At 63.0% G+C, this 15,987-nt stretch carries 15 protein-coding genes; 5 read left to right on the top strand and 10 right to left on the bottom strand.

Translation table 11 applies throughout. The features are described from left to right. Window positions 1-258: 258 nt before the first annotated feature. Window positions 259-900 (top strand): response regulator transcription factor, encoded by a 642-nt coding sequence (locus tag PSELUDRAFT_RS14480; RefSeq protein WP_088967503.1) that lies wholly within the window; start codon window positions 259-261, stop codon window positions 898-900. Here the strand turns inward: PSELUDRAFT_RS14480 and PSELUDRAFT_RS14475 are convergent. Beyond that, on the bottom strand, window positions 897-1,820 hold the full coding sequence (locus tag PSELUDRAFT_RS14475; RefSeq protein ID WP_088967502.1) for a hypothetical protein: 924 nt from the start codon (window positions 1,818-1,820) through the stop codon (window positions 897-899). The genes PSELUDRAFT_RS14480 and PSELUDRAFT_RS14475 overlap by 4 nt on opposite strands. Continuing rightward, the gene (locus PSELUDRAFT_RS14470; protein ID WP_088967501.1) at window positions 1,804-2,373 is read right to left on the bottom strand and encodes a response regulator; all 570 of its coding nucleotides are present in this window, start codon (window positions 2,371-2,373) and stop codon (window positions 1,804-1,806) included. Before PSELUDRAFT_RS14470 ends, PSELUDRAFT_RS14475 begins: the two co-directional genes overlap by 17 nt. A 410-nt stretch (window positions 2,374-2,783) precedes the next feature. Here PSELUDRAFT_RS14470 and PSELUDRAFT_RS14465 point away from each other — a divergent pair, with 410 nt between their 5' ends. The 3 genes from PSELUDRAFT_RS14465 to PSELUDRAFT_RS14455 are packed head-to-tail and all read left to right on the top strand — an operon-like array spanning window position 2,784 to window position 5,860. Continuing rightward, entirely contained in the window at window positions 2,784-4,334 is a 1,551-nt protein-coding gene (locus PSELUDRAFT_RS14465; protein WP_231895226.1) for an ExeA family protein, read from the top strand. An 11-nt stretch (window positions 4,335-4,345) separates the two neighbouring features. After that, window positions 4,346-5,194, top strand: a complete 849-nt coding sequence (locus tag PSELUDRAFT_RS14460; RefSeq protein WP_088967499.1) for a general secretion pathway protein GspB — start codon at window positions 4,346-4,348, stop codon at window positions 5,192-5,194. Between the two features lie 12 nt (window positions 5,195-5,206). Further along, the gene (locus tag PSELUDRAFT_RS14455) at window positions 5,207-5,860 is read left to right on the top strand and encodes a lytic transglycosylase domain-containing protein (RefSeq protein WP_088967498.1); all 654 of its coding nucleotides are present in this window, start codon (window positions 5,207-5,209) and stop codon (window positions 5,858-5,860) included. A 131-nt stretch (window positions 5,861-5,991) separates the two neighbouring features. On the opposite strand, the gene gspG is transcribed toward PSELUDRAFT_RS14455, so the two are convergent. Next, window positions 5,992-6,423, bottom strand: coding sequence for a type II secretion system major pseudopilin GspG (gene gspG / locus PSELUDRAFT_RS14450; protein WP_231895225.1), 432 nt, complete (start codon window positions 6,421-6,423; stop codon window positions 5,992-5,994). Window positions 6,424-6,888: 465 nt separating this feature from the next. Here gspG and PSELUDRAFT_RS14445 point away from each other — a divergent pair, with 465 nt between their 5' ends. Beyond that, entirely contained in the window at window positions 6,889-7,875 is a 987-nt protein-coding gene (locus PSELUDRAFT_RS14445) for a sensor domain-containing diguanylate cyclase (protein WP_088967496.1), read from the top strand. Between the two features lie 21 nt (window positions 7,876-7,896). Here the strand turns inward: PSELUDRAFT_RS14445 and PSELUDRAFT_RS14440 are convergent, their stop codons facing one another. The 7 genes from PSELUDRAFT_RS14440 to gabD form a co-directional block, all read right to left on the bottom strand. Further along, a complete protein-coding gene (locus tag PSELUDRAFT_RS14440; protein WP_088967495.1) occupies window positions 7,897-9,531 on the bottom strand; it encodes an EAL domain-containing protein in 1,635 nt (544 codons plus the stop codon). A 167-nt stretch (window positions 9,532-9,698) separates the two neighbouring features. Next, window positions 9,699-10,079 (bottom strand): hypothetical protein, encoded by a 381-nt coding sequence (locus tag PSELUDRAFT_RS14435; RefSeq protein ID WP_157725140.1) that lies wholly within the window; start codon window positions 10,077-10,079, stop codon window positions 9,699-9,701. Between the two features lie 322 nt (window positions 10,080-10,401). Next, a complete protein-coding gene (locus PSELUDRAFT_RS14430) occupies window positions 10,402-11,610 on the bottom strand; it encodes an MFS transporter (RefSeq protein WP_088967493.1) in 1,209 nt (402 codons plus the stop codon). A 56-nt stretch (window positions 11,611-11,666) separates the two neighbouring features. Further along, window positions 11,667-12,494 carry a glycine betaine/L-proline ABC transporter ATP-binding protein gene (locus PSELUDRAFT_RS14425; RefSeq protein ID WP_088967492.1) on the bottom strand — a complete coding sequence of 276 codons (828 nt, stop codon included), beginning with the start codon at window positions 12,492-12,494 and terminating at the stop codon, window positions 11,667-11,669. Continuing rightward, window positions 12,491-13,381: a proline/glycine betaine ABC transporter permease gene (locus PSELUDRAFT_RS19850; RefSeq protein ID WP_088967491.1), complete on the bottom strand. Its 891-nt coding sequence runs from the start codon at window positions 13,379-13,381 to the stop codon at window positions 12,491-12,493. Before PSELUDRAFT_RS19850 ends, PSELUDRAFT_RS14425 begins: the two co-directional genes overlap by 4 nt. Before the next feature lie 68 nt (window positions 13,382-13,449). Then, window positions 13,450-14,475: an ABC transporter substrate-binding protein gene (locus PSELUDRAFT_RS19845; protein ID WP_088967490.1), complete on the bottom strand. Its 1,026-nt coding sequence runs from the start codon at window positions 14,473-14,475 to the stop codon at window positions 13,450-13,452. A 50-nt stretch (window positions 14,476-14,525) separates the two neighbouring features. Continuing rightward, entirely contained in the window at window positions 14,526-15,980 is a 1,455-nt protein-coding gene (gabD, locus tag PSELUDRAFT_RS14410) for an NADP-dependent succinate-semialdehyde dehydrogenase (RefSeq protein WP_304440655.1), read from the bottom strand. Between the last annotated feature and the right edge of the window lie 7 nt (window positions 15,981-15,987).

Below are 15,987 nucleotides of genomic sequence, written 5' to 3'. Positions count from 1 at the left end.
GCCGCGCTGGCAAAGGCGCGCCGCCGCGGCAAAGCGCGGCCGGGCGGCAAAAACAAAAGCCTTCATTTTCAGAATATTAGCAAGCCTGCCGGCCTGCTCCCGGCGGGAAGGCCGCGGTCTTTTCCTGCCTTGCCCCGGCATGGCGCCGGGCTTATGGTGAAATGGAACAGGCACGTGCCGCCCCGGCGGCGGCACGGTATTCACCACGGCCTCGCGGCCCGCTGCGGCCAACCCCTGCCGGGGTGACAGGACACACAAATGAGCGGCAAAAACATCAGGGTCTTGCTGGTTGACGATTACAGCATCATCCGCAGCGGTGTGCGGCGCATGCTGGAGACCGTGGACGACATCAACGTGACCGGCGAGGCGGAAACGGCGCAAGCGGCGCTGCAGCTGGTGCAGGAGCATGATTTCGACGTGGCGCTGGTCGATATCAGCCTGCCCGACAAGAACGGCCTGCAACTGCTGAAGCTGCTGCGTGCCGAAAAGCCCGATATCGCCGTACTGATGTTGAGCATGCATTCGATTGATGCCTATGCGGTGCGGGCGATGAAACACGGCGCCGCGGGCTATCTCACCAAGGACATTGCAGCTGCCACCCTGGTGGCGGCAGTGCGCAAGGTTGCCGCCGGCGGCAAGCACATCAGCCCGGAGCTGGCGGAGAAGCTCGCCGATGCGCTCGGCAGCAAGGAAACGCCGCCGCATGAAGCCTTGTCCGACCGGGAGCTGGAAGTGCTGAAGCTGCTGGCAGCGGGCGAAAAACTGGTGCGCATCGCGGAGATATTGCACCTGAGCCCCAGTACCGTTACCACCTACCGCGCCCGCATCCTGGAAAAAACCGGCCTGGACAGCAATGCCAAGCTGGCGCGCTATGCGCTGGAGCACGGCCTGCTGACCTAGGGCCGCACGTCAATCAGCCGGCGCGCAGCAGCCTCCGTGAAGGCAGCGCCCAGTGGCTGCCGCCCCGTTTCGCCACTGTCGGCATCGCGCTGCACCAGTTCGCCGGCATCGAAGTCGTACTCCCAGTGGCCTTCTTCGTTCCATTTGTGCAGAAAGTAGGTATAGAACGGTACGAACAGCCCCTGCCCAGGGTCTGTGCGCTGCAGGCCGAACACGTATTCATGCTGGTCCTTCATTTCGCGTCCGGCGTGACAGTGCTGCACCCAGACGCAATCGTCGAGCACCACCAGCTTCCAGAACGGGTCGTGGTCGTAGAACTTCAGCGACACCTTCTTGCCTGCTTTGCGGCACTCGCCGAGGAAGGCGATGCTGGCAGTCATTTCCTCCTGCAAGGTCGACAGCGTAATATCGTCCGGCAGCGAATCGACCCGTTTACTCGCCGCCGCGCTGTTCGGGTTGAGCAGCATCACCCGTATCTCGTAGGCGCTGGACAGTGCTTCCTTCAGCAGGCTTTCCGGGGCGACCAGGGTGTCGTAGCCGGTAAGCGACAGGATGCAGACGTCCCGCGCCGCCGGCAGCGAGCGCACCAGCAGGCGCTCCTGCAAGCCCGACAGCCAGTTCTTGCGCGGCTGGCGCGCAAACACCAGGGAAGCCATCCTGGCGCTGGCCAGGCGGTGGCGGTTGTCCCACGCGCGTTTCCACAGGTTGAACACCACCGTGAGGATGGAAGCCAGCAGGATTTCCGTCACCAGCAGCATATGCGTGTCCAGCTCCACCCGCGGCCACCAGTCATACAGGATGTAACGTGCGGCATCCGGCGTGGCAAAGGCGATCACCACGGCCAGCACGGTAATGACGCCATGCCCCAGGATGTGGCGCAGCAGCGTCCAGCTATTGTGTTCTTTAGTGATGGTATCCATTGACCGCTCGCCTCCATGTCGAGACCTGTCGGTACAGCGTCGGGGTGTGGTCCAGCTGCTCGGCCAGCGCTTCCTGCATGCAGCGCAGGCAGCGCGTGGCAACCCGCTCCCGCCCCTTGTCGCAGAAGGTATAGGCCCCTGCCTTGGTGCAGAAATCGCGGTGGGTTGGGTCGGTGCAGTTGCTGACCACGATGACTTCCGCCCGCGGGAACTCGGCGGCGTAGCGCCTGTGCGTCTGGTCCGCGCAATTGCTGACCAGCACGATTTTCGTCATCGGGTATTCGGTAGCGACCACGCGCAGCACATCCATGCCTTCGCTTTCATTGAAATGGATGTCCAGCAGCAGCACGTCGGGGGGTACCCGTCTGATCGCGGCAATGGCGGCAGCGGCGCAATTGAACTCGCCAACAAGAAACAGGCCGCTAATGCTGTCGACTACCGAGCGCCACATTGCCCGTACCGCGTCGGAATCCTCGATGACGAACAGGCGTGCCGGGCGCAGTGCGCTGGCCGGTGTCGGAATGCTCAATATTCCCGTGTCAAAAATACGCATGATCTGACTCCTCTATCTTCTGACATGTAGGTAACAAGGCTGGCAGTCAGCATCACCGCCAGCAGGAGAAACCTTGATGGAGTGGGCAGTATGCGCAAGTTGGCCGCACGCCGTTATCGTGGTTAGAGCCGCAACGGCGTAGGGGAATGCAGTCAAAATCCTGTAGGGTTTCGCCGACAGGCCAGGCCGGGAACAGGCTGTGCGGCAAGGTTTGCGGGCAGCGTAGCCCGCTCTGGCTGCAGCAGAATGCAGCCCGGCAACCGGCGTGCTGCCGTGGCCTTCCCGGCGCGAGCAACTATAATTTCCCTTAGTGAACCATCCACATGCTGAGGTAACTCATCATGTACATGCGGCACTTTGGGTTTACGGATCAACCGTTCTCCATCGCACCGGATCCACACTTCCTGTTCATGAGCCAGCAGCACCGGGAGGCCTTGGCGCATCTGATGTATGGCGCCATGGATAACGGTGGCTTCGTCTTGCTCACCGGCGAGATCGGCACCGGCAAAACCACGCTGTGCCGCTGTTTCCTGCAGCAGCTGCCCGCCGAATACGATGTAGCGCTGGTACTGAACCCGAAGCTGAGCGTGCTGGAGCTGCTGGCGACCATCTGCGAAGAGCTGTCCATTCCCGTTCCGGCGGACGCCGGCCAGAAAAGCTACATCGACAGCATCAACAGCCACCTGCTGGCCAGCCATGCCCAGGGGCGCAGCACCCTGCTCATCATCGACGAAGCGCAGAACCTGGACAGCGAGGTGCTGGAACAGGTGCGCCTGCTCACCAACCTGGAAACCGACCAGCGCAAGCTGCTGCACATCTTTCTGCTGGGCCAGCCCGAGTTGCGTGACAAACTGGCGCAGCCCGCGCTGCAGCAACTGTCGCAGCGCATCGTTTCGCGCTACCACCTGGGGCCGCTGTCGCAGGAGGAAGTCACCGCCTATGTCAGCCACCGGCTGCTGGTGGCCAACTGCAGCCGCACGCTGTTCCCACCCCAACTGCTGCCGCTGCTGCACCGCTACAGCGGCGGCATACCGCGCAAGCTCAACCTGCTGTGCGACCGCGCGCTGCTAGGCTGCTATGTCGCCGGCCGCAACGAAGTGAGCAAGACCATGCTGCGCACCGCGGCGCAGGAGGTATTCGACGACCACGCGCCGCGCAGCCTTGTCCGCCGCCTGGCGATACCCGCCGCCATACTCTGCAGCGCCACGGCCATCGCCTCCACTCTGCTCTACCGCCAGTTGGCCGCAAGCGCTCCACCCGTCACTGCCGTACCGGCAAGCGCCCGCCCCGCAGCGGCCCCGCACCCGGTGTCGCAGACCGTGCCCCGGCTGTCGGCCACCCTGCCACCGCTGGCGAACCTGGCCGCGGCCAGGCAGGCGCTGCTGCAACACTGGCAGCTGCCAGCCAATTTCACGGCGGAGGCGGATTTCTGCCCGCAGGCCGCCCTGGCGGGCCTGGCCTGCTTCGGCGGCAAGGCAGACCTGCCGCGGCTGCGGCAATTGAATCTTCCCGTAGTGCTGCAGCTGCAAGCTGCTGGCGGTAACGGCTACCTGCTGCTGGAACAGATAACGGGCAATGCGCTGACCCTGAACGACGGCAAGCAGCGCCATGCCAGCAGCGCACAGGCGCTGTCGCCGGCCTGGCAGGGCGAGTTCCAGCTGCTGTGGCGGCCGCCGCCGGCCTACCACACGCCACTGGCGCGCGGCAGCCGCGGTATGAGCGTGGCCTGGCTGTGGCAGCGGCTGGGCCCGGCCAGCATTGACCACAACAACGACAAGCGGGGCCCGCTGTTCGACAGCCAGCTGGAGCAGCTGGTACGCAACTTCCAGCAGCAGGCCGGTGTACCGGCCGACGGCATCGCCGGGCCGCTGACGCTGATCCTGCTTGCCGGGCGCGGGCAGCAGACCGCCAGCCCGCGGCTGGGCGGCGGCATACCGCCCGCCACTGCGCCGCCGGCATAGGAGGAGGCCGCATGTCCTACATTCTTGATGCCTTGCTGAAGGCCGACCGGGAGCGTCAGCAACAATCCGCACCCTCGCTGTATACCAGCCACGTTGCCACGATGGCGCGGCCGGCACGGCCGCTGCGGCGCTGGGGAGTACTGGCCGGCGTCACCGCGCTGGGGCTACTGGCGGCCGGCGGCCTGCTATACCGGCCAACCCGGCCTGCCCCACCGCCACCCGCCGCCCGGGTGGCTATCGCCCCGGCCATCCCCCCAGTGATACCCAAGGCAGCCACCGCACCAGCCATACCGAAACCGGCAACCACGGTGCCGCCGGAAACCCATGACGCCATCGCGCGCGCGCCGGCAGCCGCACCGCCCGCTGACAGTCGCACAGCGCCGGCCCCGGCAGCCGCGCCGCGTGCCGCCACAGCCGCACCCGTGGTGGCCCTGGCAGGCGACAAGAATCGCCAGCCGCCACCACCCGCCGCGCCGGCGCCATCGACCACGCCGCGCGCCGCCACCCCCGTGGAAGCCGCGGCAAGCGACAAGACCCGCCCGGCACCGGCCGCCGTTGCCACAGCCCAGGCCACTACCGCCAGGCCTGCGGCCAACGTAGCGGCGAACAGCACGCCGATACCGAGCGGCATTGTCGACTTCGGCAGTCTGCCTCCGGCCCTGCGCCGGGAGGTGGAAAGCAGTGTGGTGATCTCCGGGCTGTCGCTGACGCCGGAGGATGGCGAGCAGGTGGCCATCATCAACGACCGCGTGCTGCATGCCGGTGATGAAGTGCTGGCCGGCATGATTCTGGAAAGCGTGCGGCCGGACGGCCTCGTACTGCGCTACAAGGGCTACCGCTTCCGCCGCGGCCTGAACTGAAGGAGCCATGCCATGCCCACCACCATTGCCCGCGCCCCGCCACCCGCAGCATGGCTGCTGCTGGCCATGCTGGCTCCGGCCGCACCAACGTTGGCCGCAAGCGAGGATATCTATGCCTTCACCGACAACGATGGCGTGATGCACCTGAGCAATGTGCCGCAGGATCAACACTACCAGTTGCTGTTGCACACCCCGGAGGACAAGCCGGCAGCGCCGGCAACAGCTGCGGCTGCCGCCCCGCGTGCGGCGCGGGTCAATGAGCTGGCGCGCCAGCGCTGGAGCCGCCTGATCAACCAGACCGCGCTGAGCATGCGCATGGACGCTGCCCTGCTGCATGCGGTGGTGGCGGTGGAATCCGGCTACAACCCGCGCGCGGTATCACCACGCGGCGCCATGGGCCTGATGCAGCTGATGCCGGCCACCGCACGCCGCTACGGCGTGCACGACCCGTTCGACCCGGTACAGAATGTGCAGGCCGGCGCCCGCTACCTGCGCTACCTGCTGGACCGCTTCCCCAACGACCTGTCGCTCGCCCTGGCCGCCTACAATGCCGGCGAGCAGGCAGTGGCCCTCTATAACCGCGTGCCCCCGTACCGGGAAACCCAGGGCTACATTCCCCGCGTGCTGGAGTACTACCAGCACAACCGGCTGTCGCACCCCGATTGATGCCCCCGGCACGCAAACAGGCCGACCATCTTCAACATGGCCGGCCTGATAGTTTCCGCAACCCGCGCGTAGCGTGCGCCAACTGCGTCTGCTGCTGCCATCGATAATCCTGACGGCACATTGCACGCACATCACCAATTACCGATATCCGCGTTTTCGTCCTCACCCCCTGGCTGGCCATCCTTGCCGTAACTGAACAGATCGAACTCGCCATGCTCGCCCGGCTGGCGATAGATATAACTTCTCCCCCACGGGTCCAGCGGCACGGCCTTTTTCAGATACGGCCCCTGCCACTTGCTTTCATTGCCGGTATTTTCGAACAAGGCCGCCAGGCCCTGCTCATTGCTGGGGTAGTGGCCGACATCCAGCCGGTACTGGTCCAGCGCCTTATCCAGCGCATCGATCTGCGCATGCGCGGTCTTCACCTCGGCCTTGCCCACCTGGGCGAAATAGCGCGGCGCCACATAGCCGGCCAGCAAGCCGATGATCACCAGTACAACCAGCAGCTCCAGCAAGGTAAAGCCCTTGCTGATGCTGCGGGCGAGAACAAAACGAGGCAACACGATCCCTCCCCATTCAAGTCTGGCAGGGAATATCAGCAAACAACCGCCGCACATGAAAAATGCGCAGCACTTTCCGCACATTTGCGCTTAGCACTATTTATAGGTGCCGCCATTATTTTTCGCCACAGCTTTACCCAAAAACCATCACCCACCCTTATTGCATCGCCACAACATGCCGAATGAATCACAACAGCACCACGAAAATCACAAATGCAAAACGGCAAATCTGCGCGCCAGAGTTTCGACCCGCAAGCATTTGCACGCTCAAATAATTAATCAAAAATAAATATGCAACAGCATTGCCGCGCGGTTATCTAGCCCAAAACCACATGTTCAATCCGCGATCTTGCCATACACCCATATAGCCTGCTGTATACTGAAAGGGAGTCAACTCCAATATGATATTGCCACATACCCAGGCAATTACTCCCCGAAGAAAAACCGGCTTCTGGAGTATTGATAACAATGCCTACTAGCAAGCAACTGGTGCGAATAATCCGCACTCAAACCGAAATTGCCAAACTGGGGTTGGATCTGGGTGGGATCATGCGCCATGTGGTCGAGCAAATATTGCCCTTGATCGCCGCCGATGGCGCAGCAATAGAACTGGTTGAAGCGGGAGAACTGGTATTTAGCGCCGCAGCGGGTATTGCAAAAGACAAACTCGAATCGGGATTGAATATCAACTCCAGGTCATCCGAATTATGCCTCACCCACGGTGAAATATATTCCTGCCCCGACCCGGGTGCCTGCCCGGATTGCGCCATCTGCCAGGCAATTGGCCTGCGCTCAATGATTGTATTACCGCTCAAGCACAAGGGTGTGACCGTTGGCATATTGAAAGCCATGTCGGTGGAAGCCGATAAATTCAAGCAAAGCGATATCAAGCTGCTTGGCCTGCTCTCGGAAGTGGTGGCCGCCTCAATATATTTCTCCGTTACCTATGACAGCGACAGCCTCTATTTCAAGGCCACGCATGACGGCATGACCGGCCTGGCAAACAGGGCGCTGTTCATAGACCGGCTACGGGAAGTGGTGGCGCGTACGCATCGGGCGCACTCTTCGGCTGGCGTGCTGATGATAGACATCGATGGGCTCAAAGCCATCAACGACCAGCACGGGCACCGCACGGGCGATGCCTTGATCATGGAGTTTTCCCGCCGGCTCAAGCTTGCCACCCGGGAGTCCGACACGGCGGCCCGCCTGGGCGGCGATGAATTCGGCGTGGTGCTTGATTCGCTGGAGCGGGCCGAAGGGGCGGCTTCAGCCATGCACAGGATCGAAACCGAAATTGCGGCGCCATTTGTTTTTGAAAACCTGCAATATCAATTGCAGGCCAGCATTGGCGCCGCCCTGGTGCCTACCGACGGCGTTGAGCCTGAAAAAATCATGGAAGTGGCTGATCAGCGCATGTACACGGTCAAGCGCCTGCATAAAGCGCAGCAGCATTGAATGGCCCGGCGTGAATGGCGATCAGGCCATCGTCGCGGTTTCAATATCGGGAGCGTGTGCCGGCTCGGCAAGCTGGGCGTTGTAACCCGCCACGAAGGCGTCGATCGGCATGGGTTTGGCAAAGTAATAGCCCTGGCCGAACTCGATGCCGAGTGCACTGAGCTGGGCAGCCTGCAGCTGGTTTTCTATACCCTCGGCAACCAGTTGCGAGCCGATGGCCCGCGCTATGCCGATGATTTCCGGAATCAGGCTGGATCGCAGCGACAGATCCTCCATCTCGTAGACAAAGGAGCGATCGATCTTGAGCACATCGGGCGCCAGCCGCTTCACCCGAGCCAGGTTCGAGTAGCCGGTACCGAAGTCATCCACCGCAACCTGGTAGCCTGCCTCGCGCAATTGCGCAATTTCCTGGATGGCGCCTTCACCATAGCTTTGCTCGACGATCTCCACGCCTATCGCCAGATCCTTCCGCTGCAGGCCCTGCAGTATCGGCGCCATCAGGGCATTGATGCGGGCAAAGTCCAGGTTTTCCGGAAACAGATTGAACGCCACCTTGAAGCCCGCCGTTGCCGGCATATGGCGGCCCAACTCCTGCATGCCGGTTCGCATCACATGGGCATCCAGCTGCCAGCCAAGGTGCTGCCTGAGGATTTCCGGCAGCACCTCCGCCGGGGGGATGTACTGCCCGCCGTCCTTGAGCCGCATCAGCACCTCGCAGCCCAGCCAGCGGCCGCTGCCAAGGTCGACAATGGGCTGGTAGAAGCACTGCACCTGCCCTTCGCGGATCAGGTCGTGGATGCGCGCGCCTATGGTTCTTTGCCTTTCCAGCGCCGGCGTCAGCAACGATGACACCAGGATCGCGATCACCAGCGAGGCCGCCGCCAGGAAGCCCACCAGCGAAGCCTGTGCGGCCAACACCTCCAGCAGCGTCCGGTACGACTGCAACACCCACGGCGTACCGGCAATGTAATCGGTCCTGACGAAGGCCAGCTTGTACCAGTCGAACCCCTTCAGCGGCGCTTTCAACGCGGTCTGCTCATCCAGGTATGACAGCCACTCCGGCGTCAGCCGCGTGCTTTCAAACACCCGGGTGGGCAGGTTGTCCGCCAGCTGCAGCCCTACCACGTCCACGCCGCTCAGCAGGGACGTCAGGTTGCTCTGATTGACCACCACATTGAAGCGCCCCTGGCGCATCACCATGGCGTGGTACTTGCCCTTGCCAAGCAGGATGGGGACGTTGAACCAGATGGACTGGTCCTTGCCGTTGCGGATCTCCCGCAGCGCAGGTACCGGGTCGACAAACGGATTGCGCAATACACCATCCGTCGTGGTGCAGACCAGGCGGTTCTGCTCATCGTAAATGCCCAGATCGCGAATGAAGCGGCTGGCAAAGATCTGGGTGCGCAGCTGCACCAGATTGCCTTCTGCACAATCCGGCTCGGCGGCCTGATTAAGCGAGGCCAGCAGCTGCTCTTCTTCCGTGGTGATGTTTTCGATCAGCGCCGTCAGGCGCTGGTGGCTGCCGACCAGCTGATCGTTCGCGCCAAAAGCGATCAGCATGATGGACAGGCCGAAGCAGAACAGGAATGCGGCAATGCCGGCAGCGCAGCCATAGACTGCAGCAAACGTACCGACATGCTTTTTCAGGCGGTTCATCAAGGGCGGCAGCCTGGTTGATTGTTGGCGGGGAGCAAGCACCCAGTCTGGCAAGCTCGTTCTACAGTTTTGTGACAGCCCGGCGCATCAGCCCCTGGCCTGTCGCCGGAAAAAGACAAGAGCCTGCACAGCAGGCTCTTGCAAGGTATTCGCGCGGCAGTGCCGTGTCAGAGCTTGACCGCCGGCGTCAGCGCAGGCTGCTTGCTGTTCCGGCGGGGCACGCCACTGCTGGCCGCACGCGGCAGCGGCGCGCTGCGAGTTGTCTGCAGCTGGCTTGCTGCCGGCAGCGCAGTTGGCACCAGCATGTCCGGATGCATGCCGAACAGGCGCTCCATCAGCTTGCTGCGGGTAGCCAGATGCTGGCCCAGGCGCCAGTCATCCAGCAGCTGCAGCGCAAGCTGGAAATAGGGGTAGTCAATCGAGTACAGCAAGGCAAGATCGAACGCCTGCTTATGATGAAGTGCAATTGCCAGCATCTTGAGCACCTCAAGCTGGCTGTTGCTTTCACCGCTATCCAGCATTTTCGTTAGGCGTTTCGCTGCGTTCATGGCTGACTCTTTATTTCGGTACATCTGATGTGGGGAGGCTGGCGACCCTGTTGCATCGCAAGATTTCACTTTTATTACACATCATGAATACAGCCATGACAGTTAACTTTTTATGACAGTTTTATGAACATAGCAAGTTCTCCTCACCGTCAGCCTGCAGCTGCACGTTGGCCGCAAGCTTGAATTCGATATATGCACCAGCACCTCTGCGCATTGTTTATCAGCAAAAACAAGCACTTGCCGCCAGGCAACAACCGTAAAACCGCTCAGGACAGCGGCTCCCCACCCTACCCGGCAACCCGGCCAGAAATGCCGCGCCCAGTCAGACCGACTCGGAGGCCACCTCACCGGCTGCGCCGCGCAGCAATAGCGAGGCCAGCGGGAACACCAGGCACAACAGCATCAGGCACAGGAAGTAGGCTGCGGCACCGGCCCAGGTCATCACCGCGGAGACCAGAACGGGCCCGACCACACCGCCGGCGGCGAAGGTCAGCAGCAGCACCGAGCTGGTTTCCACCCGCAATGCCGGCGCCACCGTGTCGTTGACGATTACATTGGCGATGCCGTACATGCCGAATACCACGCTGACGTAGCAGAACACCAGCCAGATCATCTGCCACTGGCCCAGCAGCAAGTAAATACTGCCCGCCAGCGCGGCGGCGGCCAGGCATAGCCGCTGCAACACCAGCACCCGCCCGTAGCGATCCGCCAGCGCCCCCAGCGGCCACTGCAGCAGTAATGCGGCCAACATCGACCACGCCATGTCACGCACTACCGCGGTTTCACCGTAACCGCTATGGCTCAGGAAAACCGGCATCAGCGTGTAGTAAGCGCTGTTGAGCATGCCGGCCACCACGATGGCAATCATTGCTGCCGGTGTCTGGCGCGCAATCAGTCGGAAGCTTCGCCACAACTGGCCTACCGAGGCGCGCAGCGTGCGGCGATGCGCCACATGCCCGCTGCGCCGGGCGGAACCCAGCCACACCGGCAAGGCCGCACAGGCAAAGATGGCCATCACCACCGGGAACGCCGCCGGCGACGAAGCCGGTACCAGCAGCAGTACAGCCTGCCCTGCCCCGGCACCCAGGTAGCTAGTGATCATGTACAGCGCTATTACCCGGCCACGCTGCGCACTGGGCGCCGCATCGTTCAGCCAGCTTTCCACGATCATGAACACCCCCAGCAGTGACATGCCGGTGAACATGCGGCAGGCAATCCACAGCAGCGGATGGAACGCCAGCGACTGCAGCAGCACCACCGCCACGATCAGCGCCACGATGCCGACAAAGGCGCGGTGGTGGCCGATGCGCATGATCAGGTCACGTGCGAACAGCGCACCACAGACAAAGCCCAGGTAGTAAGCCGACTGCACCAGGCCGCTGAGCGCATCACGGGCGCCGTGGGCCACCAGTTGCAGCGAGGTCAGAGAGGTCAGCATATTGTTGGCCGCCATCAGGACCAGATAACCCGTCATCAGCGCGGCAATCGACCTTGCGATCGAGCGCCAGCCGGACACCGACTGTGTTGTCATGAGCACTCCGCAAAAAAACACCCGCCGCGGCGGGTGTATCAACCAGGCTGGGAGATTCAACCAAGCGCCGCCGGCTGGCAGGCGCGTTTTTCGACAAAGCGTTGCACATAGCTGTCGGCCGGGCGTTGCAGGATGTCCTCCGGCGTGCCCACCTGCACCAGCTGGCCGTCACGCAGGATGGCGATGCGGTTGCCGATGCGCAGCGCCTCGTCCAGATCGTGGGTGATGAACACGATGGTCTTGTGCAGCGTGGCCTGCAGCGACAGCAACTGGTCCTGCATTTCAGTGCGGATCAGCGGATCCAGCGCGCTGAACGCCTCGTCCATCAGGATGATGTCGGTGTCGGCAGCCAGTGCCCGCGCCAGCCCCACGCGCTGGCGCATGCCGCCGGACAGCTCGTCCGGGTATTTGGACTCGTAACCGGCCAACCCTACCTTGGCCAGCCAGCCACGCGCGGTCTCCAGCGCTTCTTCACGCTTGATGCCCTTCACCAGCAGCGCGTAGGCGGCGTTTTCCAGCACGGTGACGTGCGGCAACAGGCCAAAGCTCTGGAACACCATGCTGATCTTGCTGCGACGCAGCTCCATCAGCTGCTTGTTGTCGTAGCGCAGGATGTCCTCGCCATCGATCAGGATCTCACCGGCGGTGGGGTCGATCAGGCGGTTGAAATGGCGCACCAGGGTGGACTTGCCCGAGCCGGACAGCCCCATGATCACGAAGATCTCGCCCTTGGCGATGGACAGGCTCACGTCGATGAGGCCAACATTGACACCGGTTTCCGCCAGCACATCCGCCTTGCTGCGCCCCTGGCGCAGCAGTGGCAGCACGTTGGCCGCATCCGGGCCGAACACCTTGAATACATTGCGTACTTCGATCTTGCTCATGCCTTTGCTCCCGACAACTTCTTGCGACGCAATGCCTTCTTCAGCCGCCCGTCCTGCCCGTAGGCCTGGCTGATGCGGTCGATCACGATGGCAAGGATCACGATGGCAAGACCGGACTGCATGCCCTTGCCCATATCCATATTGTTGATGCCGGCCAGCACGTCTTCACCCAGACCACGCGAGCCGATCATCGAGGCGATCACCACCATGGCCAGCGCCATCATGATGGACTGGTTGACCCCGGCCATGATGCTGGGGCGCGCCAGCGGCAGCTGTACGCCCAGCAGCAACTGCCACGAGGTGGTGCCGAACGATCTGGCTGCTTCCAGTAAATCGCCATCCACCTGGCGGATACCCAGGTCGGTCAGGCGCACCAGCGGCGGCAGCGCGTAGATCACGGTGGCGAAGATGGCCGGCACCTTGCCCAGGCCGAACAGCATCAGCACCGGAATCAGGTACACGAAGGTAGGCAGGGTCTGCATGATGTCCAGCACCGGCACCAGTACCCAGCGCAGCGCCTTGCTGCGCGACATCATGATGCCCAGCGGCACGCCGATGGCGATGGTCAGCAGCGTGGCCACGATCATCAGCGCCATGGTCTGCATCAGCTTGTCCCACAGGCCCAGGCAACCGATCAGGTACAGGCCTGTCACCATCAGCACGGTAATACCCTTGCGCCGGGTGCCGTGGTAGCACAGCGCGCCCACCGCCAGCAGCATCAGCAGCGGCGGGATGGACAGCAGGAACTTCTCCAGCGGCACCAGCAGATTGGACAGCAGTACACCGGTCACCTGGTGGAAGCCGTCGCCATAGGCCTGCACCAGCCAGGTAACGAACTGGTTGATGCTGTCGGCAAAAGAAAAACTGAAGAAAATCGAATCAGGCATGACAACCTCTCACAGGCCAGGTTTGACACCAGGCCGGGCCGCCTGCGCCGCCCGGCCATCCACAAGCCTTACTTGAGGCTGGCTACCACTTTACCGGCCACATCGGCAGGCACCCAGCTCTTCCAGATCGTCGGGCGCTGCTTCAGGAATTCCCGCGCCATCACTTCCGGGCTGGCCTTGCGCTGGCTCATCTGGGCGATGGTCAGGTTGATCACGTCCGGCGTCAGTTTCACCTTGCTGATGAAGCTCACCAGTGTCGGCTCGGCCTTGGCAAACTCGCTGCCGATACCTACCTGCAGGCGGGTCGGTGGCGTGGACGACGGGCACGGCTCCTCGCCCTTGTTGGCCTGCTCGGTCTGCCAGCACTTATCGTTATATGCCGGCTCCTTCAGCTGCACGAACTTGTAACGCCCCATCAGGGTGGCCGGCGCCCAGTAGTAGAACAGAATCGGTTTGCCGCGCTCGTAGGCGGAGGAGATGGCCGCATCCATGGCCGAGCCGGTGCCGGCGCGGAAGTTGGTATAGCTGGCGGACAGCTTGTAGGCCTTCATCTTCTGGGTGTTGATGCGCTCGCAGTCCCAGCCGGTGGGGCAGTTCAGGAAGCGGCCCTTGTCCGGGTCTTCCTCGTCCTTGAACAGATCCTTGTACTTGGGCAGGTCGGCAGTGGACAGCAGGCCCGGCGCCATCGGCTTGATGCCGCGCTTGGCATCGCCGCGAATCACAAAGTCAGGCACGAAGAAGCCCTCGTAGGCACCACCCTCCAGCAGGTCGCCGATCAGCTTGATCTTGCCGGACTCCACGCCCTTCTTGATCACGTCGGTGCGGTTCCACTGCTCCACCCACAGCTGCAGATCGCCGGTCACCAGCGCGGTTTCGGTGGCCGCGGTGCTGCCGGGCACGGTTTCCACCTTGCAGCCGTAGCCGGACTTGATGATTTCGCTGATCACCGCCGAATAGAACTGACCGGATTCCCAGGTGATGCCCGCCAGCTTCACCGGCTTGCCGGCACTGCACCAGGCACCAGCAAAGCTGCTGCTGGCCGCGCCGGCCAGTACCAGTGCCGCGGCGCCTTTGAGGAAGTCTGCTCGTTTCATGTCTCTCTCCTTTGTTTTCTGTGTACGCACTGCCTTGCTCACCGGGCCGGCTAGATACCGCCGAAGCACAGGTATTTGGTTTCCAGGTACTCGTCCATGCCATAGCGCGAACCTTCACGGCCCAGGCCGGATTGCTTGATGCCGCCGAAGGGGCCGACCTCGTTGGAGATCAGGCCGGTGTTGATGCCCACCATGCCGCACTCCAGCTGCTCCGCCACCTTCCAGATGCGCTGCATGTCGCGGCTGTAGAAGTAGCCGGCCAGGCCGAACTCGGTATCGTTTGCCGCAGCGATCACCTCGTCGATATCGCTGAAGCGGAACAACGGCGCCAGCGGGCCGAAGGTCTCCTCGCGGGCGAACAGCATGTCGTGACTGGCATCAGCGATCACCGTCGGCTCGAAGAAAGTGCCACCCAGTGCATGGCGCTGGCCACCGGTGAGCAGGCGCCCGCCCTTGGCCAGCGCGTCGGCAATGTGCTCTTCCACCTTGGCCACCGCCTTGTCATCGATCAGCGGCCCCTGGCTGGTACCAGCCTCCAGGCCGTTGCCCACCTGCAGCGCACGCACCGCGGTCACCAGTTTTTCGGCGAAGGCATTGTAGACGGCGCTGTGCACATAGATACGGTTGGCGCAGACGCAGGTCTGCCCGGAGTTGCGGAATTTGGAGACGATGGCGCCTTCCACCGCCGCATCCAGGTCGGCGTCGTCGAACACGATGAACGGCGCATTGCCACCCAGCTCCAGCGACAGCTTCTTGATGGTGTCGGCGGACTGTGCCATCAGCTTGCGGCCAACCTCGGTGGAACCGGTGAAGCTGAGCTTGCGTACCACCGGGCTGGCGGTAAGCTCGCCGCCAATCACACTGGCGGAACCGGTCAACACGCTGAACAGCCCGGCCGGCAGGCCGGCGCGCTCGGCCAGCACCGCCAGTGCCAGTGCGGTGAACGGCGTCTGGCTGGCCGGCTTGAGCACCATGGCGCAGCCCGCGGCCAGTGCCGGCGCCACCTTGCGGGTGATCATCGCCGCCGGGAAGTTCCACGGCGTGATGGCGGCGGTAACGCCCACCGGCTGCTTGAGCACCACGATGCGTTTGTCCTGCTGCGGGCTGGGCGCCACGTCGCCGTAGTAGCGCTTGGCCTCGTCGGCGAACCAGTCAACGAAGCTGGCGGCGTAGGCGATTTCGCCGCGCGCTTCGGTCAGCGACTTGCCCTGCTCGCTGGTGAGAATCACCGCCAGATCTTCCTGATTGGCCATGATCAGCTCGTACCAGCGGCGCAGCAGCTGCGAGCGCGCCTTGCCGGTCTGTTCGCGCCAGGCCTGCTGCGCGCGTTCGGCGGCGGCGATGGCGCGACGGGTCTCGTCGCGGCCCATAGCCGGCACGCTACCGATGATGCTGCCGCTGGCAGGATTGTTCACCGGCAGGGTCTCGCCGTTATCGGCAGCGCACCAGGCGCCGTCCAGGTATGCCTGCTGTCGCAGCAGGCTGCTGTCTTTCAGTTCCATCAACGGCGCT

It is taken from the genome of Vogesella sp. LIG4 (genome assembly GCF_900090205.1).
GTDB lineage: Bacteria > Pseudomonadota > Gammaproteobacteria > Burkholderiales > Chromobacteriaceae > Vogesella.
The sequence above is the reverse complement of the archived record's forward strand: the minus strand, read 5'-3'. Positions and strand labels throughout refer to the sequence as shown.

Excerpts from the sequence above, each read along its gene's own strand:
- PSELUDRAFT_RS14475 (WP_088967502.1), bottom strand. The coding sequence starts at position 1,820 with ATGGATACCATCACTAAAGAACACAATAGCTGGACGCTGCTGCGCCAC.
- PSELUDRAFT_RS14455 (WP_088967498.1), top strand. The coding sequence starts at position 5,207 with ATGCCCACCACCATTGCCCGCGCCCCGCCACCCGCAGCATGGCTGCTG.
- PSELUDRAFT_RS14425 (WP_088967492.1), bottom strand. The coding sequence starts at position 12,494 with ATGAGCAAGATCGAAGTACGCAATGTATTCAAGGTGTTCGGCCCGGAT.
- PSELUDRAFT_RS19850 (WP_088967491.1), bottom strand. The coding sequence starts at position 13,381 with ATGCCTGATTCGATTTTCTTCAGTTTTTCTTTTGCCGACAGCATCAAC.
- PSELUDRAFT_RS14470 (WP_088967501.1), bottom strand. The coding sequence starts at position 2,373 with ATGCGTATTTTTGACACGGGAATATTGAGCATTCCGACACCGGCCAGC.
- PSELUDRAFT_RS14460 (WP_088967499.1), top strand. The coding sequence starts at position 4,346 with ATGTCCTACATTCTTGATGCCTTGCTGAAGGCCGACCGGGAGCGTCAG.
- PSELUDRAFT_RS14445 (WP_088967496.1), top strand. The coding sequence starts at position 6,889 with ATGCCTACTAGCAAGCAACTGGTGCGAATAATCCGCACTCAAACCGAA.
- PSELUDRAFT_RS14440 (WP_088967495.1), bottom strand. The coding sequence starts at position 9,531 with ATGAACCGCCTGAAAAAGCATGTCGGTACGTTTGCTGCAGTCTATGGC.
- PSELUDRAFT_RS14435 (WP_157725140.1), bottom strand. The coding sequence starts at position 10,079 with ATGAACGCAGCGAAACGCCTAACGAAAATGCTGGATAGCGGTGAAAGC.
- PSELUDRAFT_RS19845 (WP_088967490.1), bottom strand. The coding sequence starts at position 14,475 with ATGAAACGAGCAGACTTCCTCAAAGGCGCCGCGGCACTGGTACTGGCC.
- PSELUDRAFT_RS14430 (WP_088967493.1), bottom strand. The coding sequence starts at position 11,610 with ATGACAACACAGTCGGTGTCCGGCTGGCGCTCGATCGCAAGGTCGATT.
- PSELUDRAFT_RS14465 (WP_231895226.1), top strand. The coding sequence starts at position 2,784 with ATGAGCCAGCAGCACCGGGAGGCCTTGGCGCATCTGATGTATGGCGCC.
- PSELUDRAFT_RS14480 (WP_088967503.1), top strand. The coding sequence starts at position 259 with ATGAGCGGCAAAAACATCAGGGTCTTGCTGGTTGACGATTACAGCATC.